The sequence below is a fragment of the Pseudomonas sp. GW821-FHT02C04 genome (assembly GCF_059421845.1).
This window is the reverse complement of sequence record NZ_JBWKVT010000001.1, coordinates 1,272,622-1,293,474: the sequence shown is the minus strand read 5'-3', so window position 1 is coordinate 1,293,474 and position 20,853 is coordinate 1,272,622. Positions and strand designations below refer to the sequence as shown.

Below are 20,853 nucleotides of genomic sequence, written 5' to 3'. Positions count from 1 at the left end.
CCCTCGCCAGCAGGTTGGCGAGGGCGGCGTGTCAGGCGCCGTCGAGCGTACGGCGCACTTTGTCCAGCAAATCGCTGATCTGGAACGGCTTGACCAGCATGTCCATGCCGGCCCCGAGGAACACCTGGCGGTTGATCGCGGTTTCCGCATAACCGGTCATGAACAGGATCGGTAACCCGTCGCGCCAGCCCCGGGCAACGTCCGCCAGTTCGCGACCGCTCATGCGCGGCAGGCCGACGTCGGTCAGCAGCAGGTTGATCGACGGATCGTTCTGCAGGCGTTCCAGCGCGGTCTCGATATCGCCGGCCTGGGTGCAACGGTAACCGGCGTCTTCCAGCACTTCGGTGACGAACAGCCGCACTGAAGGCATGTCCTCGACAATCAGCACGTGCTCGCCGGAACCCTGCGGATCGACCACGGGTGGCACCAGATCGACGGCAGTCGGGTCGCTGGTGGCCGGCAACATGATGGTCACTTCGGTGCCGCGCCGGGCAACGCTGCGGATGTGCGCATCGCCGCCGGACTGCCGGGCGAAACCGTAAATCGTCGACAGCCCCAGCCCGGTGCCCTGGCCCAGCGGTTTGGTGGTGAAGAACGGATCGAACACCTTGTCGATCACGTTGTGCTCGATGCCGGTGCCGTCATCGCGCACCGACAGCGCCACGTAGGAACCATCGGTCAGGTTCGGATCGCCGTGAGAGTACGCGGCATAGGTGCTGACCCAGATATTGCCGCCCTGCGGCAGCGCATCCCGGGCGTTGATCACCAGGTTGAGCACCGCGCTTTCCAGCTGAATCGGGTCAACCAGGGCGATGGCCGGTTTGGTGGTCAGCTCAAGCTTGAGGGCGATGCGTTCGCCGATGGTGCGCACCAGCAACTCTTCGAGCGAGCGCACGTGATCGTTGATGTCCACCGGCCGGGTGTCGAGCGGCTGTTGCCGGGCGAAGGCCAGCAGGCGATGGGTGAGGGAGGCCGCGCTCATCGCCGAGTTCAGGGCCGCTTCGGCGTAGAACTGCACCTTGTCCGGACGTGCATCGGCGACGCGTTTCTGGATCAGTTCCAGGCTGGTGATGATCCCGGTCAGCAGGTTGTTGAAGTCATGGGCGATGCCGCCGGTGAGTTTGCCCAGCGCATCCATTTTCTGCACTTGCAGCAGCTGCGACTCGGCGCGTACCCGGTCGGCGACTTCCTTGGCCAGTTGCGTGGTGGTGTCGTCCAGTCGCGCCAGGTGCGAGCGTTCACGATGACGGTGTTCGGTGACGTCTTCGACGAACACCAGGCTCAGCTCCGGGGTGCGATAGGGTGAAATCTGCCACTCGGTTTCACGGATCTCGCCTTGCACGCGCATGTTCAGCGTGCCTTTCCAGCGTTCGCCATCCACCAGCCGCAGGCGCAGTTCGTCGAGGATCGCGCCCTGATCCTCGGCAAAGCATTCGCTGAGGATCTGCGGGTCACGGTTGTCCTGGATCAGTTGAGCGAAGGCGTGGTTGCACTCGTGGATTTTCAGGGTCGCATCGATGACGGCAATCGGCGCCGAGACGTTGACGAAAATCTCCCGGAACCGCGCCTCGCTTTCGCGCAGGGCGTTTTCCGTGTCGCGTACCCGCAGTAAGGTGCGCAGGGTCGCCAGCAGCACATCGGGATCGACCGGATGAATCAGGTAGGCATCGGCCCCGGCGTCGAGGCCGGTGATGATGTCGCCGGTCTGGATCGATGCCGCCGATACGTGGATCACCGGGAGCAGGGCGGTACCCGGATCGGTGCGCAGTTTGCGCACGATGTCGAAACCGCTCATGTCCGGCAGGTTGACGTCGAGAATCAGCGCATCCAGCGTTTCGCTGGCGATCAGCGCCAGACCTTCGCCGCCGGTGCCGGCCTCCAGCACTTCGTAGCCGTGGCGTTCCAGCCGTCGGCGCAAGGCGTAGCGGGTGGCGACGTTGTCGTCGACGATCAGCAGGCGGATGTCATGTTTCATCGACGTTCTCCAGAGCGATCGCCAGCGGGATGATCACGAAAAAGGTCGAGCCGACGCCGGGCGCGCTTTCCACGCCGACTTCGCCACCCAGCAACGCCGCAAAGCGCTTGCACAGGGACAATCCGAGCCCGGTGCCGCGCAGGCGTTTTTGCAACGGTGAGTCGACCTGGGAAAAGTCTTCGAACAGCGCACCGTGCAGTTCCGGGGCAATGCCGATGCCGGTGTCGCTGACCGCGAAACGCACCTTGTCCTGACCTTCGAGGCGCGCCGAAACCCGGACTTCGCCCCGGGTGGTGAACTTCAGCGAGTTGGAAATGAAATTGCGCAGGATTTGCGCCAGCTTCTTGTCATCGGTGTAGAGCCTTGGCAGGCCCACCGGCTCTTCGAAAATCAGGTCCACTGCCGTGGCGTCGACAATCGGCCGGAACATCCCCCGCAGTGCGGCGAACAGATCGAACATGTCGAACCACGCCGGGGAAATGGTGATGCGCCCGGCTTCGATCTTCGCCAGATCGAGCAGGTCATCGACCATGTCGCTGAGTTCTCGGGCGGCAGTGCTGACAAACGCAACCTGCTTGTGTTGCTCGGGGCTGAGCGGGCCGTCGAGTTCATCGGCCAGCAGGCTGTTGATGCTCAGGATCGAACCCAGCGGCGTACGGAATTCGTGGCTCATGTACGACAGGAAGCGACTTTTCAGGTCCGACGCCTGGCGCAGTTGTTCGGCCTGGGTATCGAGTTCGGCATACAGGGCGAGGACGCCCTGATTGGTCTCGTCGAGCTCTTCGCGCAGCGCGGCGGTTTCGCTCTGCAATTGGGCGATCAGCGCTGATTGCTCGGCGCTGTTCAAGGTCGGGGACTCAGCCATGGGCGGCCTCCAGGGCAACGACCAGCACCGTTACATCGTCGCGCCCGCGACAGAAGTCGCGGTGCAGGATGCTGGCTATCACGGCGGGATGGCGGTGCACCAGGCCGGGGTAGTCTTGTAGGTTCCAACGGGACTGCAAGCCGTCGCTGTACATGATCAATAGATGTCCATTCACGTGAGCATAGTCAAAGGGCTGGGCTTTTCGGTATTGAGCGCCGACGATCCCCGGGTGCGAGGCCAGTCCGCGGGACTTGTCGGCCGTCACCAGGCTGGCACCGACGTTGCCGACACCGGCAAACGTCAGGCTGTCGCGCGCGCCATGGAACTGCGCAAATGCGACGGCACCGCCACGGGTGCCGATCATTTCCCGGTGCAGGTCTTCCATCAGCAACACCGGGGCGGCGAAGGGGGTCAGGGCGAAGGCCTTCTCACCGGCCCGTCCGGCGCGCTCGGCGTCTTCGCCATGGCCGAGGCCGTCGACGATCAGGGCGCTGATGTCCGGCCCGTTGAATGCCAGATGCCAGACATCACCGCACGCCGGGTCGTTGTGCAGTGAGTGCTGGCTGACGCCGAAGCGCAGATCCGCCTGCCGATCGGTGCGCGGATAAAGACGCGCCAGCAACACCGCGCCCCGGGCGTCGGCGTACACATCGAACACCTCGGTCTGGCGCGATACCGCACCCAACCCGATGCCCTGCGTGCCACCCGTGGAAAACCCGTCGGCCATGCAGGCGTCGAGATCGAAGCCTCCGGCCCGGTCGACCGCGAGCATTTCGATGCCGAAACCGTCGACCCGTTGCAACACCCGCAAGTGCAATTCGCCGTGCGTCGCATGCTTGAGCACATTGCTCGCCAGCTCCGTGGCGACCAGCGCGACACGCCCGGCATCGCGTTCATCGAAGCCGTGCTGTTCGGCAAGTTGCTGCGCCGTGCGCCGTGCATGGCCGATCTGGCTGAGCTCTTCGATCGGCAACACTCGGGTCAGGCTCCCGCTGATGTTCATGTCCATCGGGTGATCGTTATGCGAGTGCCTTTGCCGGGCGCGGTGTCCAGTTCGAACTCGTCCACCAACCGCTTGGCACCGGTCAGGCCCAGACCCAGGCCGCTGCCGGACGTCCAGCCGTCGGTCATCGCCAGTTTGATGTCGGCAATGCCCGGGCCTTCGTCGCGGAACGTCAGGCGCAGGCCAACCTTGTGGTTGTCGTCGAGGATCTGCCAGTCCATGTCACCGCCACCGCCGTACACCATGGTGTTGCGCGCCAGTTCGCTGACGGCGGTCACCAGTTTGGTCAGGTCGATCAGGCGCATGCCGCACTCGGTGGCCAGTTTGCGCGCCAGTTGCCGGGCGAGTACCACGTCCTGCTCTATGTTGATCGGATGCGTACCGCTGCTGCGCACCGTCATTGCTGGCGTACTCGTTCCTGGAGCAGTTTCATGCCGCGCTCGACATTCAGCGCGGTGCTGACGCCGGGCAGGTTCAGGCCGAGCTCGACCAGGGTGATCGCCACGGCCGGTTGCATGCCGACCAGCATGGTTTCGGCGTCCATGATTTTCGACAGACCGGAGATCGTGCCGATCATCCGGCCGATGAACGAATCGACCATGTCCAGCGCCGAGATGTCGATCAACACCCCGCGCGCCGAGGTCTTGCTGATGCGTTCGGACAGATCGTCCTGCAGGGTGAGGGCGAGTTGGTCATGCATGTCGACCTGGATGGTCACCAGCAGGAAGTCGCCCATCTGGAGAATCGGGATACGTTCCATCGCTTAAACCGTCTTGGCGAGAGTGATACCCAGGCGGGTCAGGGCCAATTTCAGTGCATCAGCCAGGTTGGCTTTGGTCACCACGCCTTGCAGGTCGAGGCCTAGATGGACGATGGTCTGGGCAATCTGCGGACGCACGCCGCTGATGATGCAATCGGCGCCCATCAGGCGGATCGCGGTCACGGTCTTGAGCAGGTGCTGGGCTACCAGGGTGTCGACGGTCGGCACACCGGTGATGTCGATGATGGCGATTTCCGAACCGGTGTCGACGATGCGTTGCAGCAGTGATTCCATCACCACTTGCGTGCGTTGCGAGTCGAGGGTGCCGATCATCGGCAGGGCGAGGACGCCGTCCCAGAGTTTGACTACTGGTGTGGACAGCTCCAGCAGCTCTTCCTGCTGACGCTTGATCACTGCTTCGCGGGATTTCTGGAAAGTGCGGATGGTGTGCAGGCCGAAGGCGTCGAGCAGTTCGGAGATTTCCCAAAGCTGTTCGGCGAGCAGTGCCGGTTGTTCCCGGTAATGACTTTGCAGCAAGGTGAACAGCGGGCCTTTGAGCGAGAAAATGAAACTGGCGGTCTGCTGCGAATCCTGGCCCAGCAGGGCGCGGCTGTGGGAAAGCTTTTCGAGGAACTGGCGGGTCGCTTCCCAGCCCGGCGCGGCAATGTTGGTGCCGTTGTCGTTCTCAAGGCCGCTGACCACCAGTTGCAGGAACTCGCTGGTCTGTTGCTGGATGTCGTGATCCTTGAGGTTGCGGGTGGCGCCGCTGTCGACCAGCCCTTGGGTCCATTCGCCCAGCAGTTGTGCCTGTTTGTTTTTCATCGCCTCGAGTGTGCTGTTCTGCAGTGCTGCCATGTGCCTGTTGCTCCGTCGCGAAGTGGGGGCCGGTGTGCGGGAAAACGACCGGCGCGAAATGAATGACATTTGCCGTATGAAATAGTTGTTCGTTCCCGAGTGGATATTTTTGATCTGTCGCAAGGAACGTTCCGGTAACTCTAGTCGGCGTGGGTGGCGGCGGAGGTTTTTTGGCGGATTTCGGGGGGCAGAAATGAAAGGGCCGCATCCAGTGGATGCGGCCCTTTTGCGCGTTTGGCGTTTATTTGCTCGGGTGTTTGGCTTGCAGTTCCTTGGCGGCGGCCAGGTGTTTTTGCAGCCCCGGGAGCATTTTCTGGGCAAAGCCCTTGAGTTCGGTGGCGCCCTTGACCTGGTCGTCGGTCACGGTGTTGGCCTGTTTCTCGAACAGTTTGATGGCTTCTTCGTGGGCCTTGACCTGATTGTTGGCGTAGGCGGCATCGAAGGACTCATCGCGCATGTCGAGGATTTTTTCCTTGGCTTGTTTGACCAGAGTCGTGGAGTCCGGGACCTTGATGTCGTGGGCCTGGGCGATTGTGGCCAATTCATCGTTGGCCTTGCCATGGTCGGTGATCATCATGTTGGCGAAGGCCTTGATGTCGGCCGATTGGCTCTTCTCGAGCGCCAGGCGACTGGTCTCGATTTCGGCGATGCCGCCGGCGGCAGCGTTGTCGACGAAGTCATTGTCGGTAGCGGCAAATGCCGAGCCCATGCCAGTGCTCAACGCCATGGCCAGAAAAAGATGACGCAGATTGAATCCGTCCATTGGTGTTTCTCCACGCAGGTATTTTGGGGGTGTTACTCAATGGAGGGAGGCCTGCGGGCGAAGGTTTTATTGCATTTGCGACAGGGCGACGAACGGGCACCGCTGGTCTGACAGGTGGTCGACAGAACCGGTCAACCAAGGCCATTCTGATAACTGGCCAGCGCAATCGGTCGCGTTGGCTGCCGATCAACTGACGGAGGTGTTCCATGCCGGTGACCCATGATCTGTTACAGGACTTGAAGCTTACGAAGGAAGAGATCCAGCAAAAACGCACCGCGGATCCGTTTCTGGATGCACTGATCAACAAGTACTCCCAGGCGGACGCCGAAGTCGTCAAGGCCGAGACGGCGACCTCGGATGCTCCGAGCGACGACACCCTGAAGAAACTCAAAGAGAAACGCTTGCAGGTCAAAGACAAGATCGTCCAGCAGTTGCAGGCGCGATCCTGACCGTCAGTCGCGCCATTGATCTTCGATGGTGCACGACTGGAACGACAGCCACGACGGCACCTCGAATGTACAGAGTCTTCACTTAACGACTCTTTGCGAGGTGCCTCATGAACAAACCCAAGCTCCCCGATTACAAGTTCCCCAGTGAAGAGCAGGGCGCATTCGACCCGGTTCCGACGCATCCCGAGCCCAACAGTCCAGCGCATACCGTCCGCCATCCTGAGGAGGAACGGAAGATCGCGGATCTGCCGGAAGATGAAGACCCGGAAAAATTCGATCGGTCCAACAACTGACCGTCCGCCATCGCTGGATCGTCGGCCCGCCGCATCGCAGCGATGGCGCCCGCCGGTTCAACGCGAATTTCAGGCCTTCATTTCAAGGCCGCATCCAGCGGCATCCGCGCCATGTGCGTGGCCTTCAGCGAGCCGAAATACAACCATTCGCCATACTCGCGCGCCGTGGTGATCGGCGAGTAATTGCCGGCGCTGGCATCCTGCAGATTGGCGATCACCTTGCCGTCCAGATCCAGCCCCAACACGAACCCGCGTTTTTCCAGCGGTTTGGGCAGGACGGTCATTGCCCGCACGAGCATCTTGCGCACGAACGGATGCCCGGCGGTGCGATCCAGCAGCGGATTGCGCGGCGTGTACAGCGCCACCCAGAAACGATCCCGACCATTGAACGCGAGGTTGTCGGGCAGACCCGGCAGGTTGTCGATGAACAGGTCATGGGTGCCGGCCTTCGGCCCGGTCAGCCAAAAGCGGCTGATGCGGTAGGCGCCGGTTTCGTTGACCAGCACATAGGCGTCATCCGGGCCGAGGGTCACGCCGTTGGCGAATTCCAGTTTATCGAGCAGAACGCTGGTCTTGCCGGTCTGGAAGTCATAGCGCAGCAGACGTCCGTCACCGCCGTGCTCGATGATCGCTTCGCCGTCATGGCCGTAACCCCAGCGACTGGAGGCATCGCTGAAGTAGGCGTAATGCCCGGACTTGTCGATGGCCACGTCATCGGTGAAACCGAACTTCAGGCCATTGGCTTCAGTGGTCAGCGCGGTCAGTCGGCCCTGGGCATCGAGTGACAGCAAACCCTTGACCCCGTCGGCGATCACCAGCAAGCCGTTGGGGTGCCGCGCCAGTCCCAGCGGACGCCCGCCAGTATCGGCCAGCACTTTGCGTTGCTGGCCGTCGAGGCTGGTGCGGATCAGACGCCCGTCGTGTAGCCCGGTAATCAATGCGTCGCCCTCCAGCAGCAGGGCTTCCGGGCCTTCAATGTCGCTGGGGCCGACCTGCGCTGCGCTTTTGAGACGCTGGTTTTCGGCGTAAATCCCTTCGGTCAGCGACGGTGCCGGTTGCGGTGTCCAGGCCACCGGTTCGACCTTGGTTGGCATCAGCATCAGGAAGGCCAGAATCAAGACGATCAGCAGCAAAATCACATGGCGCAACTTCACACGTGAGCTCCTGCGAGTGCCAGATGCCGAGTCGCCTTGTCGCGCAGGGCCAGCATCGAGGCCGCCGATTCACGTTCAATGCGGCGTTTGAGCAACAACTGATTGGCGATGCGCATGCCCAGGCTCTCGAAGCGGTAATCGAGGGTGCGCACAAAAGCCGTGCCTTCGCCTGCGGCCGAGCATTCGTAGGTCAGATGCAATGACAATCCATGATCGCCCTGGGCCCGGGCACACCAGCGCCGACCTGGCAGGTATTCGGTGACTTCCCAGCTCAAATGTCCCTCGCGGCCACCGGCATGAATGTCTTCTTCGAAACGGGCACCGGCATGCAACGGGCCGGCGGGGCCATCGATTTTCAGCGAGGAAGGGTGCCACTCCGGCCAGCGGCTGACGGTGGCGGCGTAGGCGAGTACGGCAATCGGGTCGCCGGCGATGTCGATCGGATGCTGCATGCGGGTCATGGGCGTTCTCGAATCGGTCAAAGGGACGGGCTCCGGCTCCCAGTAGAGGGAGCCGAACAGGTAATCCATCAGGGGCAGGACGATGTTGAAATTTCGCTCCTGCATGCGCTCGCGACGGTGATGCAACTCGTGCAGACGGCGCATCTGGCGGATCCACGGCAGGCGGCTCAGCGGGTGTTGCGCCGGCAAGTGCTCGCAGGCGTGAAACACCTCGTAGGTCAGGTAACCCAGCACCATGCTGCCTCCGAACAGTCCGGCGACGTTGGCGTTGACCTGCGAAAACAGCCACCACAGGGGCAGGGTGATCAGCAGCGTGTGCACCACGATCAGCCACGCCGGAAACAGGATCACCCGCCAGTCGCGGGCGCTGTCCCAGGTCATGTGGCCAGGGGTGAAGAAACTATGATGGTCGCCGGCATGACGGGCATAGAACATCTTGGCGAAGGCTTTCTTGTGATGCCCGAGGTGGCGGTGCACCACGTACACGCCGAAGTTGAAGAACAGCAAGGTCAGCGGCACGGCCAGCCATTCCAGCGGACGCACCTGATGTGTGCTGCTCCAGAACGCACCGATGGCCAGCACGCCGAACAGCAGCACGAAGGCGCCGTGCAGCCACGGGTTGTACAGCGGATGAATCGCCGCACGATAGCGGCTGCGAAATGCCTCGGTGGTCTGCCTCACTGCGGTCACCTGCGGATATTGTCGTTATACCCGGCAGATTAGCCGATCCCGCCGTTTGTGCAGGGTCTACCTTGAGGTCACAACTGCCATGCTCCGGTGCATAGCGGTCGTCAGCTCAACGGGTTCCAGCGTTGCGACCAGTCGTCATCGGCCTTGATCACTTCGCGCAGCAGATCGAACGCCTGTTGCAGGGTTGCCGAATCGCGGTCACGGGAGTAGACGAGGTAGGTCGGGTAGCCGAATTCCGGGGCTTTGGTGGCGGTTTCCAGTGCGCCGCTTTCCAGATAGGTGCGCACCACCCGGGTGCGGAAATAGCCGCTGCCGCCGTTCTCCAGAATGTATTGCAGGGCCAGCGGGCCGAGGTTGAAGCTCAGGGCCGCCTTGGCTTTTTCCGGCAGCGCGGCGTCGTGCTGGCGACGGAAATCGGTGCCCCAATCGATGTACACGTAAGGCGCGGGGCGGTTGGGGGTTCGGACCAGAATCAGTTTCTCTTCCAGCACTTGCTCAACCTGTAATCCCGGCCAGTATTCCGGTTGATAGACCAACGCTGCGTCGAGCACGCCGAGTTCAAGTTGGCGCAGCAGGTTTTCGCCGTCGCGGATGTCCATGCGCAGGGCATGGCTGGGAATCTTCTCGCGCAGTTCGGCGGCCCAACTGAGCATCAACGGGTTGCACAGGCTGACTTCGCCGCCGATGTGCAGCACGTTGTCGTAGCCTTCGGGCAGCGGCAGGTCGCGGCGTGCGGCCTCCCAGGTCTGCACCAGTTGATTGGCGTAGACCACGAAAGCCTCGCCATTGGCGGTCAGGCGCGCACCGGCACGGTTACGTACGAACAGTGTGCTGCCCAACTGGCTTTCTAGCTTCTGCACACGGGCGGTAATCGCAGTCTGGGTGACGAACAGCTTCTCGGCCGCCGCAGCGAGGCTGCCGTGGCGGACGATTTCCAGAAAGGTGCGGGCGAGGTCGATGTCCATGGGCGGGCCGGTGGTTGAGGTGCCCGCATTGTAGGTGCAGGCTCGCGATCGCGTCATCGTGCAATCGCGAACCTGCATCGGGACTCAACCGGCGAGCTCAGCCTCACGCACTCTCGCCCAATCCTCCACCAACCGCGCTGGCGTGCAGCAAGTCTTGCGCTTGTACACAAAATTCCGGCACTTCTCGGCAAACTGATTGCGGTTGTACAGCATGTCTTCCTGCATCTCCTGCAGTTCGGTTTCGCGGCATTGGCGGATCAGTTCGTGATCAACCCGCAGCTTGCGTTCACGCACTGGCGCATACGTCGGATCGCTCAGTACCGAATTGGCCCGTTGCAGCAGCCACAAACCAAACTCGTCCGGGCAGCGCGGGCCGACTTCCTGGACCATGCCCAGTTGCAACGCCTGGGTGGCGCTGACCGGCAGACAGGCCTGGGTCAGTTGTTCGGCCATGGCCGGGCCGACGGCGCGGGGCAGGCTGTAGGTCCAATATTCCGAGCCGTACAGGCCCATGCTCTTGTAGTGCGGGTTGAGCACGATATCGGCGCGGGCGAACACGATATCGGCAGCCAGGGCGAGCATCACGCCGCCCGCGCCGGCATTGCCGGTGACCCCGCTGACCACCAGTTGCCGTGCGCTGAGCAGTTCCTCGCACACATCGTCGATCGCCTGGATATTGGCCCACGCTTCGGCGCCCGGATCTTCGGCAGCCTGAATCACATTCAAATGCACGCCGTTGGAAAAACTGCCGCGTCCACCCTTGATCAACAACACTTGAGTGTCGCGGGACTTGGCCCAGCGCAAAGCCTCGACCATGCGTTGGCACTGCTCGGTGCTCATGGCGCCGTTGTAGAACTCCAGCGTCAGCTCGCCGACCTGTCCGGACTCGCGATAGCGAATCGGCTGATACGTCTCGTCGCTGAACGGCGCATTGGCAATCGACCAGTCCAGCACCGGCACGTGCGCCAGTTGCCCGGCCAACACATGCCGTGCCGGACGCTTGAAGGTTTCTTCGCCGGGTTGCGGTTTGCGCCGCAGCGATCCGATCCACAGGCTGTGATCACCGGTCGCCACCAGCACCGCATCGTCGTGCACCGCGAGAATCTCGCCGGGCATCCCGGTGCGCTGATCGAGGTGCGCGTCATACACGTAATACTGCCCGCCGGCGAGGCTGGCGAGCACGCCGGGCTGGCCGTCCGCCGCGTCGATGCAGCGTTTGATGAAGCGCGAGCAGTCGTGCCAGCCGAAGGTGCGGTCGTCCTGTTTCATGTTCGGTTGCAGACGTCCCAGAACCTTCGGATCGGCGTAATCCAGGGCCACCGGCACATAGCCGTCGATGAATTTCTCCACCACTTCACGGATGCAGCGGATCGCCGCGTCGCTGACTCGGCCGTTGTACAGCTCGGATTTGCGCAGGCCCGTCGGCAGGTTGAATTCGCAGGTGGCCCAGACCGGGCCGGCGTCCATTTCTTCCACCGCTTGCAGGGCGGTCACGCCCCAGGACGGCAGTTCGCGGGTAATCGCCCAGTCCAGTGCGCTGGCGCCGCGATCGCCGATGATGCCGGGGTGAATGATCACCACCGGACGTTGCGGGTTACTCCACAGCGCGTGGGGTACGCGGTCCTTGAGGAACGGGCAGATCACCAGGTCGGCGCCGCTGTGTTCGATCTGTTCGCACACGGCGGTTTCGTCGGTGAACAGCACGACGCTGGGCGAATGGCCCGCCTGACGCAGGTCCAGCCAGGCACGCTGGGTCAGGCCGTTGAACGCCGACGACAAAAGAATGATGTTGAGTGATCGCATGATTGCTCTTCCTTGAAGGGTCAGCCGCAGGCTCCCGGTGAGCCGTCCGTGGCTATCGATGGAGGCGCAAGGTTAGAGACTGGCGTGGCCGGCGCCACTGATCGAGATCAACGTTGTGTCAGCCAATGTTGCCGTGGCGACGACGTGTCTTATTCTCAAAGGTTTGCTGATCCTGATTTTTTATTACTTCAAATGTCCGCGATGCTATTGCACAGTCGCTCCCCTGATCAACGCCGGACGATCCCGGCGTATCCATGGATTTTCGCAGCGGGTGGAGCCCGTTTTCAGGGAGTAAGGCATGGGGAGTCACAACCCGCATTACCAAGTCATCGGGCAAATGTTCCAAAAGGACTACCGATGGTTATGCGCAGCGGTCAGCCGTACCCTCGGTTGCCCGCACAGCGCACAGGACATTGCTTCGGAAACCTTTCTTCGGGTGCTGGCGTTGCCCGATCCACTGGCCATACGCGAACCCCGCGCACTGTTGACGACGATTGCCCGGCGTCTGGTCTATGAAGGCTGGCGCCGGCAGGACCTGGAGCGTGCCTACCTGCAAAGCCTGGCCCTGGCGCCAGAGCCGGTGCATCCGTCACCCGAGGAGCGGGCGTTGGTGATCGAAGCACTGCTGGCGGTGGATCGCTTGCTCAACGGCCTGTCGGCCAAGGCCAAGGCTGCGTTTCTCTACCATCAGCTCGACGGCCTGACCTACAGCGAAATCGGCGAGCGCCTCGGTGTGTCCACCAGTCGCGTGCAGCAGTACATGGTCGAGGCGTTCAAGCGTTGCTATCAGGCGATGCAGGCATGAGACCGGACGAAACGCTGATCGACGAAGCCGCGCAATGGATGGCGTTGTTGCAGTCGGGGGATGTCAGCCTGCAGGAGCGCGCAGCCTTCGACGAATGGCGTGCGGCGGATCCACGGCATCAGCAGATCATCGAGCAAATGGGCGGCGGGCTGAATCTGCTGCGTCATTCGAACCTGCGCGGGTTGCCGCGTGAGAGTGTGCTGCACAGCCTGAATGCGCCCGCCAGCAGTCGCCGCCGATTCATCAGCGGCAGCTTGAGTGTGCTCGGCATTGCGGTGTTGGCCGGTTTGCTCGGTCGACGCTATGGCTGGCTGCCGGAGGCCGGCGAGTTGTCGACGGGTACAGGCGAGCGACGTCAATTCACGCTGGAGGATGGCAGCGCCCTGACGCTGAACGCCCGCAGCCGCGTGGTGCCGCGATTCGATAACGTCGAGCGTCTTCTGGCCTTGCGCAGCGGTGAACTGCTGGTCGACGTGGCGAAAAATCTGGCCCGGCCGTTTGTGGTCGAAACCGAGCACGGGCGGATGCGCGCCCTCGGTACGAAATTCCTGGTGCAGCGTGCTGAGGATTCGACGCGGCTGGTGATGCTGCATTCGCAGGTCGAAGTGGTTACTGCTGGCGGCGCGCGGCAAGTGGTGGAGGCGGGCGAAAGCCTGCTGTTCAACGGTCAGGAGTTTCTCGCGCTGGAACGCAGCAAAGGGCAGGAAAGCGCCTGGGTGCAAGGGCGACTCGAAGTGCGTGATCGTCCCTTGAGCGAAGTCATCGACAGCCTGCGCAGCTACCGTCGCGGCATTCTGTACCTGAGCCCCGACGTCGCCGGTTTACGCCTCAGCGGCCTCTATCCGCTGGACGACAGCGACCGCACCTTGCAATTGCTCGAACGTTCGCTGCCGATCCGTGTCACCTGGCACAACCCGTACTGGGTCAGTATCGAAGCACGGTTATAAAACCATAACTTCCTGGTCTATCCGCGACCCTATAAAAAGCGCCGGCCCGCTGCTCATTCCCTGCAGACGCCTTCAACAGGGAAGCCCCTCGATGTTCTCATTCAAACAACAATTACCCCGCCTGACGCTGGCCGCCGCGCTGGCGATGGGCATCGTTCCTTCGGCCGTATTGGCGCAAGACGCCGCCACTCAGGTCTTTACCTTCGACATCGCCGCAGGAGCCCTCGACGAGGTGCTGCTGGATATCTCGCGCCAGACCGGCGTGCCGATTTCCTTCAGCCAGAATCTGGTGCAGGGCAAGCGCAGCAGTGCCGTGCGCGGTGCGTTGGGTGGCCGGCAGGCGGTGGAGAAGGCGTTGCTCGGCAGCGGTCTGCAAGTCGAGCAGGGCACTCAGGGTTTGAGCATTCGCCAGGCCGATGTGCCGAGCGCTGCGCCCGTGAAAGCCGCTGCTGTGGTGCCCGCCAGCAGCGCCGATTACCGCATGGAAAAAGTCACGGTCACCGGCTCGCGGATCGCCCGGGCCCAGAGCGATGGCGCGACGCCGGTCAACGTCATCACCCACGAAGAAATGGAAGCGCGGGGTTACAAGAACGTCTACGACGCCCTCGCCACGCAGACGCAAAACACCGGCATGACCCAAGGCGAAGACTACGGCAACACCTGGCAACCGGCCGCCAGCGCACTCAACCTGCGCGGCCTGGGGCCCAACCACACGCTGGTACTGATCAATGGCCGGCGGGTCGCCGATTACCCGACGCCGTACGACGGCAAGGTCAACTTCACCAACCTTGCGAACATTCCGTCGGCGATCATCGACCGCATCGAAATCCTCAGCAGCGGCGCCTCGGCGATCTATGGTTCGGATGCGATCGCCGGGGTGGTGAACATCATCCTCAAGGACAAGATGAATGGCGTCGACGTCAACCTCAAGGGCGGTACCAGCGAGCGCGGCGGCGGTGACAATCAGCGGTTGCAGATCAGCGGCGGCGGCAGTTGGGGCGACTTCGATGGTTTGTTCGGACTTGAGCTGACCAATCGTGATCCGATCTGGGCCGATGACCGAGGTTTTATGCAGAGCGGGCCGCTGGCGGACGTCGGTTACCGCCGTGACCTGAGCAACAACCGTTACCTGGGACCGGGCTGCGGCGCTTATCAAGGCACGTTCGATAACAAACTGTTCAACAGCGGCGGGCGCTGCCGCACCGACCAGATGTACAACGATTACTGGACGATCCAGACACAAAAGGAAAACTACGACGGCTACACCCGTGGCACCTGGCATTTCAGTGATAGCGGTCAGGTGTTCGCTGATCTGATGTATGGCCTCGACCACATCCAGAACAACACCCGTGGTCCGACCTTCACTTCGCCGGATTTCATCAACCAGAACAGCGGCAGTCTGGAACGTTGGTATCGCCGTTTCGGTGAAGAGGAAATCGGCGGGCGCACCAGCAACAACAGCAAGTGGCGCGACACCTCGTGGACCGGCACGTTGGGGCTCTCGGACAAGATCGCCGACACCGGCTGGCACTATGATCTGGCGGCCAACCGCTCGGAATACAAAAGCGTGCGCACCACACGCTACACGCCGCTGTCGTCGATCCAGGATTTCTATCTCGGCCCGCAGCTCGGTACACGCGGCGGCTACCCGGTGTTCGCCCCGGACGCCTCGCGCCTCGACCGGCCATTGACGCCGCAGGAATGGGAGCAGTTTCGCGGCAACCTGAGCCAAAGCAGCAAGTCGGTGTCCACCAGTTACAACGCCTCGGTCAATGGCGATCTGTTTGACCTGCCGGCCGGCCCGGTCGGCTTTGCCGGCGTACTGGAAGCAGGCAAACAGGAATACCGGATCGATCCGGACGACAGCCTCAACGACGGCAGTTTCTATGGCGTGACCCCGGCGCAAAGTTCGGGTGGTTCGCGCAAGCGATACGCGGCTGGCGGCGAGTTCAGCATTCCGGTCACCGACACCGTGCTGGCGACAGCGGCGGGGCGCTGGGACCAATACAAATTCAGCGGCCGCACCGAGCAGCAGAAAACCTACAACCTCGGCCTGGAATGGCGACCAGTCACCAGCCTGTTGTTGCGCGGCAGTTACGGCACCAGTTTCCGCGCGCCCGACCTGAACTACATCTACCAGTCCGACAGCAATGGTTACTATCCGGCGCAGATCGACTATTACGGTTGCAGTCAGGGCGTGGCGGGCGCGTGTGATCGTGGGCGGGTCGACTACACGCAAAGCGGCACGGCGGATCTGGAGTCCGAGCGCGGCAAGTCGTGGACCTACGGTTTTGTCTGGTCGCCGTCGCGCAACTTCGATTTTTCCACCGACTTCTGGCGTGTGGAAATCGATGACCTGCTGACCACCGTCGACGAAAACCGCCTGTTGCAGCAGGAGAACGAATGCCGCAATGGCACCCAGGACATCAACTCGGCCAATTGCCAGTCGACCCTCGCTCGCGTCGATCGCAATCCCGGCAATGCCGCCATCGATCCCAACCAGTTGCAGCGGGTGCGGGTGAATGCGATCAACGCGGCGAGCGAGCGGGTCAGCGGTCTCGATTTCAAGAGCAATATCCGTTGGGGCGCGGGCCAGTACGGCGCGTTCAGTTCGGCGCTGGGCTACACCTTGGTGCTGTCGCATTTCTACAAGGAATCGGACGAAGCCCCGACCCAGGATTGGCGCACTTCGCGCACCAACTACGACTGGCGCAGCAAGGTCAACGCCAGCCTGACCTGGGACTATCAGAAGGCCACGGCGACGTTGATGGGCATCCGGTATGGCTCGGTCACCAACGGCGCGGGTGACGGACGTCTGTCGCCGTGGACGGTGTTCAACGCCAGTGCGCGCTATCGCTTGAACGACCGGGCAAGCGTCGGGCTGACCGTGAACAACGTGCTCAATCAGGTCAAGCATGACGACTCGGCAGGCTGGCCGTATTACCCGACCGGCAACTACGACCCGTACGGCCGTCAGTGGTGGCTGGATGTGAGTTATCACTTCGGGAGTTGAGTACGGAATGATGCTCCACAGCGTCCTACGGAAGTTGCCGGATTTTGAGTGAAATCAGGGATATTTCCGACGACTTTTTAAGGTTGGCCGTCGGAAGCGGGGCCTATAGCATCGGTCGTGACATGAAGTCACTGACCGGCCTGAACGCTCGGGCCCCTGACATTGGATGGATTATGCGAACCGCACATCTCGAGCACGAAAACTCTACTTATTCCCCTCGTGATTTCTGGCGTGCCGATCACGCCAGGTGCCCTACGGAGGGTGCTCCCATGCCCCAGACAAAAGCACCCAGACTTACCGGTCTGAAGAAGATCGAGGGCAAACCTGTGGAGTTGTTGCTGCATGGCCGGATATGGGACCGGGATACCATGTACATCATCCGTTATGCGCTGGAAGGCTTTGATCTGCGCGACGTCGTCAACATGATTTCAACGTCTGAGCTGTACCGGGAAAGCGAACTTGTGCAGCTCATCACCGGAAGGTCCGTCAGAACCGTACGGCGCTTGCTTAACAGCGACGAGCCTACGCGCCTGAGCCGCCAACAGAGCATGATCGCCTTCCAGTATGCGCACGCTCTGGAGTCCGCCATCGAGGTGTTCCACGATCAGTCGAGCGCCGAGGAATGGTTGAACAAGGCAACCAAATGGTTAAACGGTTACAGGCCCGTCGCATTGATTGAGAGCTCTTTGGGGTATCAATCGGTCGATGCTTATCTGCACCGAATCAAATACGGGGTTTATCAATGAACCCGTTGCCTTGGGACGACCGTTGGTATGCGTGGCGGCTGGACCCTGAGGTTTATCGATGCACCTGGGACAGCGGAATTGGTTCGGAACTGCAGGGCGGTCGATGGAACCGGCCCGGCCGGCGCGTCGTTTATGCCTCGATCGATCCCTCTACAGCCATTCTGGAGGTGGCAGCTCATGGGAGCTTTAACGCACTGGATAGAAGTCCCTATGTGCTGACGTGCTTTGAGGTGATCAGTGAGGCACTTGTGAAAATCGTGCAACCCGAGGAGCTGCCCAACCCCTACTGGATGAGCCCGGCACAGGCGTCGCCCAACCAGCAGGATTTTGCCGATGCATTGCTGGCCGAGCATCCGTTCGTACTGATCCCCTCGGCAGCCACCCGGCATTCATGGAATTTGCTGGTGAGCTGCGATCTGGCTGAGGGGCAATTCAGGATGGTCTCTCAAGAACGGTTCGGGCTGGATACGCGATTGCTGCGGGACGCGGAATTGATCTGAGAAATTCACATGCCTCTTTTTTGCATAACCTCATCACCCAACGGTCTAAATCGCGCCCTATAAATCCCTATTGGTCATCGCACATCCCTGCATAAACCAAAACGCAGGGATGGCTGTTCATGATTCGATTTTCACCCGTTAGATCCCCGTTGAGCCTGGCCTTGCTGCTGGCGATCAACACATTGCCGGCGATTGCCGCCGACAGCAGTGCCACAGAACCGACCACTCAACTGCAACGGGTCGAAGTCACCGGCACCGCGATCCGCCGGGTCGATGCCGAAACGGCGGTACCCGTCACCATCCTTCGGGTTGAGGAACTGCAGAAGCAAGGCGTGACCACCACTGAAGAACTGGTCAATCGCATTTCTGCCAACCAGTCTTCCGTGGGCTCCGGACGTTCGGTGGGTTCGAGCAGCGGCGGGGCGTCTTACGCTGACCTGCGAGGCATTGGCCCGAACAAGACGTTGGTACTGCTTAACGGCCGGCGTTTGAGCAATAACGCGACCAACGCCATCAACGGCTCCGGCGTGGACCTCAATACCATTCCGTTTGCCGCCATCGACCGGGTTGAAGTGCTGCGCGACGGTGCTTCGGCGCTGTACGGCACTGATGCCATCGGCGGGGTGATCAACTTCATCACCAAGACCAGCCTCACCGAAGGTCAGATCAGTACCAACTACGACACGCCGACCCATTCCGGCGGCGGTGAAAGCCGCAACTTCAGCGGCAGTTGGGGTTTTGGAGATTTGCAGGACGATCGCTTCAACGTGTTCGGCGTTGTGAGTTACGACAAGCAGCAACGGCTGGCCGCCGAAGATCGCGCCTACACCTACAATTACCAGCCGGGGCGAGGGCTGGATTACACCTCCGGTACGGCGTCACCCGCCAACTGGAGTCAGGGCAGCAACGCCACCAACCCGTTGGCCGGTTCCGGTTGCAATGCACCGGGCCTGCTGTCGCGTAACGGTATCTGCCGCCAGAGCCTGTGGAGTTACCTCGATCTGGTGCCGGAAACCGAAAAGACGTCGGCCTTCGCCAAAGCCACCGGCAAGCTGTCGGACGATCACAACGTCAGCCTCGAATACTTCTGGGCACGCAACGAAAACCGCACCCAGATCGGCCCCGGTACCTTGATGGGCAATCAGGTCAATCCTGGTACTACGTTTTATCCGGGCAACGGCATCACCCCGGGGCCGAGCGGTTTTGCCCTTGATCCAACGCAACCGGTAGACGTGAACTGGCGCGAAACCGCTGTCGGTGCTCGCCAGCATGAGGACGACAACACGGGTCAGCGCCTGCTGCTGAGCTTCGACGGCACGCTCGTCGGTTGGGACTACAACGTCGGTGCCTCGTACAACCAGAACAAAGTGGTCAATACCATCCGTAGCGGTTATGTGAACGACCGGGCTGTCAGCCAGGGCATTGCCAACGGTGTGATCAATCCGTTCGGCCCGCAGACGGCTGCAGGTTCCGCGTTGCTGGCGGCCAACGCGGTGGATGGCGATTACGGAACAGCCGTCGGCCGGGTGAAGGCCATTGATGGCCGTGTCAGCCGCGAGATCGGTGACTGGTTTGGCGCCGGCCCTTCGGCGCTGGCGCTGGGTGGCGAATACCGCAAGGAAGACTTCCATCAGGATTTCGCCCAGTTCGCGGCCGATGTGCAGAGCCTGGGCGTTGACCCCAATGCCAGCGTCACCGGGGACCGCAGCGTCTCGGCGCAGTACGCCGAGGTCAACGTGCCGGTGCTCGACAGCCTGGAACTGTCCGCCGCTGTGCGACACGACAAATACAGTGATTTTGGCAGCACCACCAACCCGAAATACTCGTTCCGCTTCCAGCCGTTCAAGGAGCTGGTGGTTCGCGGCGCCTACAGTGAAGGCTTCCGGGCACCATCGCTGTACGAGTTGTACAACCCGAACTTCACCACGTTCACCGTGGCCAATTACAACGACCCGCGGCTGTGTGCCGGTGGCAACCCGAGCAACGGCGGGATTGCCAACCGCGACTGCGCTCAGCAGTTCAACAGTCGGACCGGCGGCAACAAGGACCTGAGCCCGGAAACCGCGCGCAACGTCACCCTCGGTTTCGTGTATCAGCCGTTCGATCGCCTGACCACCGGGCTGGATTTCTGGTGGATCAATATCGCCAACCAGATCGCCGAGTTTCCCGAGTCGGCGGTGTTCGAGAACCCGGAACTGTACCCGGAGCGTTTGATCCGCAAGCCTGATGGCTCTATCGATCACGTCGTCACCGGCCTGGCCAACCTGGGCAAGATCAAGACCAACGGCGTCGACGTGAGCTTCGACTATCGCCTGCCGAGCACGGCCTACGGCGATTTCGGCATCGGTCTGCAAGGGACCTATGTCAGTCGTTACGAGTATCAGCAGCAACTCAAGGGCGACTACATCGACAAGCTGGGCGATTTCCGCGGCGGTGACTTTTCCTCGGCCGGCGCCGTTGCCCGCTGGCGCCACAGCCTGACCGGCAGCTGGAACTACGGCCCGTTCGGCGCAAGCCTGACCAACCGCTACACCAGCGGTTATCACGACTCGGATCGTGAGACCCACGACTACGTTGGCTCGTACAACGTCTGGGACGTGGCCGGCACTTACACCTGGCGCAAGACCCTGGCCGTGACGCTGGGGGTGAAGAACCTGTTCGACCGCGAGCCGCCATTCAGCAACCAGACCTATACGTTCCAGAGCGGCTACGACCCGAAATACGGCGACCCGTTTGGGCGCACGCTGTTCACGCGAGTCAACTACAAGTTCTGAGAATGACCAGTCGGTGCCGGTTTTAGTAACCC

Annotated in this window: 19 protein-coding genes; 8 read left to right on the top strand and 11 right to left on the bottom strand. The window is 61.7% G+C overall.

Annotation, left to right across the window (positions count from 1 at the left end; all coding sequences use genetic code 11):
• Positions 1-31: 31 nt before the first annotated feature.
• The 7 genes from AC07VV_RS05865 to AC07VV_RS05835 all read right to left on the bottom strand — a co-directional run bounded on the left by AC07VV_RS05865 (position 32) and on the right by AC07VV_RS05835 (position 6,221).
• Complete coding sequence (locus tag AC07VV_RS05865) at positions 32-1,975, bottom strand: PAS domain-containing hybrid sensor histidine kinase/response regulator (protein WP_495035629.1); 1,944 nt, start codon at positions 1,973-1,975, stop codon at positions 32-34.
• A complete protein-coding gene (locus tag AC07VV_RS05860) occupies positions 1,965-2,840 on the bottom strand; it encodes a sensor histidine kinase (RefSeq protein ID WP_495035628.1) in 876 nt (291 codons plus the stop codon). The genes AC07VV_RS05865 and AC07VV_RS05860 overlap by 11 nt, the downstream gene beginning before the upstream one ends.
• Complete coding sequence (locus AC07VV_RS05855) at positions 2,833-3,843, bottom strand: ATP-binding protein (protein WP_495035939.1); 1,011 nt, start codon at positions 3,841-3,843, stop codon at positions 2,833-2,835. Before AC07VV_RS05855 ends, AC07VV_RS05860 begins: the two co-directional genes overlap by 8 nt.
• Complete coding sequence (locus AC07VV_RS05850) at positions 3,840-4,244, bottom strand: anti-sigma regulatory factor (RefSeq protein ID WP_495035627.1); 405 nt, start codon at positions 4,242-4,244, stop codon at positions 3,840-3,842. Before AC07VV_RS05850 ends, AC07VV_RS05855 begins: the two co-directional genes overlap by 4 nt.
• A complete protein-coding gene (locus AC07VV_RS05845) occupies positions 4,241-4,603 on the bottom strand; it encodes an STAS domain-containing protein (protein ID WP_007959463.1) in 363 nt (120 codons plus the stop codon). Before AC07VV_RS05845 ends, AC07VV_RS05850 begins: the two co-directional genes overlap by 4 nt.
• Positions 4,604-4,606: 3 nt before the next feature.
• Positions 4,607-5,458: an STAS domain-containing protein gene (locus tag AC07VV_RS05840; protein ID WP_495035626.1), complete on the bottom strand. Its 852-nt coding sequence runs from the start codon at positions 5,456-5,458 to the stop codon at positions 4,607-4,609.
• Between the two features lie 241 nt (positions 5,459-5,699).
• Positions 5,700-6,221 (bottom strand): DUF4142 domain-containing protein, encoded by a 522-nt coding sequence (locus tag AC07VV_RS05835; RefSeq protein ID WP_495035625.1) that lies wholly within the window; start codon positions 6,219-6,221, stop codon positions 5,700-5,702.
• A 206-nt stretch (positions 6,222-6,427) separates the two neighbouring features.
• On the opposite strand from AC07VV_RS05835, the gene AC07VV_RS05830 reads away from it, so the two are divergent.
• Positions 6,428-6,670: an HP1242/YdcH family protein gene (locus AC07VV_RS05830; protein WP_495035624.1), complete on the top strand. Its 243-nt coding sequence runs from the start codon at positions 6,428-6,430 to the stop codon at positions 6,668-6,670.
• Positions 6,671-6,777: 107 nt separating this feature from the next.
• Positions 6,778-6,963, top strand: a complete 186-nt coding sequence (locus AC07VV_RS05825; RefSeq protein ID WP_495035623.1) for a hypothetical protein — start codon at positions 6,778-6,780, stop codon at positions 6,961-6,963.
• Positions 6,964-7,040: 77 nt separating this feature from the next.
• Here AC07VV_RS05825 and AC07VV_RS05820 read toward each other — a convergent pair whose 3' ends face one another.
• The 4 genes from AC07VV_RS05820 to AC07VV_RS05805 all read right to left on the bottom strand — a co-directional run bounded on the left by AC07VV_RS05820 (position 7,041) and on the right by AC07VV_RS05805 (position 12,036).
• Positions 7,041-8,063 carry an SMP-30/gluconolactonase/LRE family protein gene (locus AC07VV_RS05820; protein WP_495035938.1) on the bottom strand — a complete coding sequence of 341 codons (1,023 nt, stop codon included), beginning with the start codon at positions 8,061-8,063 and terminating at the stop codon, positions 7,041-7,043.
• 50 nt (positions 8,064-8,113) lie between these two features.
• On the bottom strand, positions 8,114-9,259 hold the full coding sequence (locus AC07VV_RS05815) for a sterol desaturase/SRPBCC family protein (RefSeq protein WP_495035622.1): 1,146 nt from the start codon (positions 9,257-9,259) through the stop codon (positions 8,114-8,116).
• Positions 9,260-9,369: 110 nt separating this feature from the next.
• Positions 9,370-10,233 carry a LysR family transcriptional regulator gene (locus AC07VV_RS05810; RefSeq protein WP_495035937.1) on the bottom strand — a complete coding sequence of 288 codons (864 nt, stop codon included), beginning with the start codon at positions 10,231-10,233 and terminating at the stop codon, positions 9,370-9,372.
• A gap of 84 nt (positions 10,234-10,317) precedes the next feature.
• Positions 10,318-12,036 carry a hydrogenase maturation protein gene (locus AC07VV_RS05805; RefSeq protein ID WP_495035621.1) on the bottom strand — a complete coding sequence of 573 codons (1,719 nt, stop codon included), beginning with the start codon at positions 12,034-12,036 and terminating at the stop codon, positions 10,318-10,320.
• Between the two features lie 298 nt (positions 12,037-12,334).
• On the opposite strand from AC07VV_RS05805, the gene AC07VV_RS05800 reads away from it, so the two are divergent.
• The 6 genes from AC07VV_RS05800 (at position 12,335) to AC07VV_RS05775 (ending at position 20,821) form a co-directional block, all read left to right on the top strand.
• On the top strand, positions 12,335-12,841 hold the full coding sequence (locus AC07VV_RS05800; protein WP_096819977.1) for a sigma-70 family RNA polymerase sigma factor: 507 nt from the start codon (positions 12,335-12,337) through the stop codon (positions 12,839-12,841).
• A complete protein-coding gene (locus AC07VV_RS05795; protein WP_495035620.1) occupies positions 12,838-13,788 on the top strand; it encodes a FecR domain-containing protein in 951 nt (316 codons plus the stop codon). Before AC07VV_RS05800 ends, AC07VV_RS05795 begins: the two co-directional genes overlap by 4 nt.
• 91 nt (positions 13,789-13,879) lie before the next feature.
• Positions 13,880-16,801, top strand: coding sequence for a TonB-dependent receptor domain-containing protein (locus tag AC07VV_RS05790; RefSeq protein WP_495035619.1), 2,922 nt, complete (start codon positions 13,880-13,882; stop codon positions 16,799-16,801).
• 269 nt (positions 16,802-17,070) lie between these two features.
• The gene (locus AC07VV_RS05785; RefSeq protein ID WP_495035618.1) at positions 17,071-17,547 is read left to right on the top strand and encodes an antitoxin Xre/MbcA/ParS toxin-binding domain-containing protein; all 477 of its coding nucleotides are present in this window, start codon (positions 17,071-17,073) and stop codon (positions 17,545-17,547) included.
• A complete protein-coding gene (locus AC07VV_RS05780; RefSeq protein ID WP_495035617.1) occupies positions 17,544-18,047 on the top strand; it encodes an RES family NAD+ phosphorylase in 504 nt (167 codons plus the stop codon). Before AC07VV_RS05785 ends, AC07VV_RS05780 begins: the two co-directional genes overlap by 4 nt.
• Positions 18,048-18,166: 119 nt before the next feature.
• On the top strand, positions 18,167-20,821 hold the full coding sequence (locus AC07VV_RS05775) for a TonB-dependent receptor (RefSeq protein ID WP_495035616.1): 2,655 nt from the start codon (positions 18,167-18,169) through the stop codon (positions 20,819-20,821).
• Positions 20,822-20,853: the final 32 nt, after the last annotated feature.

Bases quoted from the DNA above. Each gene is read 5' to 3' on its own strand.
- AC07VV_RS05845 (WP_007959463.1), bottom strand. From the start codon at position 4,603: ATGGAACGTATCCCGATTCTCCAGATGGGCGACTTCCTGCTGGTGACC.
- AC07VV_RS05800 (WP_096819977.1), top strand. From the start codon at position 12,335: ATGGGGAGTCACAACCCGCATTACCAAGTCATCGGGCAAATGTTCCAA.
- AC07VV_RS05860 (WP_495035628.1), bottom strand. From the start codon at position 2,840: ATGGCTGAGTCCCCGACCTTGAACAGCGCCGAGCAATCAGCGCTGATC.
- AC07VV_RS05785 (WP_495035618.1), top strand. From the start codon at position 17,071: ATGCCCCAGACAAAAGCACCCAGACTTACCGGTCTGAAGAAGATCGAG.
- AC07VV_RS05790 (WP_495035619.1), top strand. From the start codon at position 13,880: ATGTTCTCATTCAAACAACAATTACCCCGCCTGACGCTGGCCGCCGCG.
- AC07VV_RS05830 (WP_495035624.1), top strand. From the start codon at position 6,428: ATGCCGGTGACCCATGATCTGTTACAGGACTTGAAGCTTACGAAGGAA.
- AC07VV_RS05775 (WP_495035616.1), top strand. From the start codon at position 18,167: ATGATTCGATTTTCACCCGTTAGATCCCCGTTGAGCCTGGCCTTGCTG.
- AC07VV_RS05850 (WP_495035627.1), bottom strand. From the start codon at position 4,244: ATGACGGTGCGCAGCAGCGGTACGCATCCGATCAACATAGAGCAGGAC.
- AC07VV_RS05855 (WP_495035939.1), bottom strand. From the start codon at position 3,843: ATGAACATCAGCGGGAGCCTGACCCGAGTGTTGCCGATCGAAGAGCTC.
- AC07VV_RS05835 (WP_495035625.1), bottom strand. From the start codon at position 6,221: ATGGACGGATTCAATCTGCGTCATCTTTTTCTGGCCATGGCGTTGAGC.
- AC07VV_RS05810 (WP_495035937.1), bottom strand. From the start codon at position 10,233: ATGGACATCGACCTCGCCCGCACCTTTCTGGAAATCGTCCGCCACGGC.
- AC07VV_RS05795 (WP_495035620.1), top strand. From the start codon at position 12,838: ATGAGACCGGACGAAACGCTGATCGACGAAGCCGCGCAATGGATGGCG.
- AC07VV_RS05840 (WP_495035626.1), bottom strand. From the start codon at position 5,458: ATGGCAGCACTGCAGAACAGCACACTCGAGGCGATGAAAAACAAACAG.
- AC07VV_RS05820 (WP_495035938.1), bottom strand. From the start codon at position 8,063: ATGCTGATGCCAACCAAGGTCGAACCGGTGGCCTGGACACCGCAACCG.
- AC07VV_RS05805 (WP_495035621.1), bottom strand. From the start codon at position 12,036: ATGCGATCACTCAACATCATTCTTTTGTCGTCGGCGTTCAACGGCCTG.
- AC07VV_RS05865 (WP_495035629.1), bottom strand. From the start codon at position 1,975: ATGAAACATGACATCCGCCTGCTGATCGTCGACGACAACGTCGCCACC.
- AC07VV_RS05780 (WP_495035617.1), top strand. From the start codon at position 17,544: ATGAACCCGTTGCCTTGGGACGACCGTTGGTATGCGTGGCGGCTGGAC.
- AC07VV_RS05825 (WP_495035623.1), top strand. From the start codon at position 6,778: ATGAACAAACCCAAGCTCCCCGATTACAAGTTCCCCAGTGAAGAGCAG.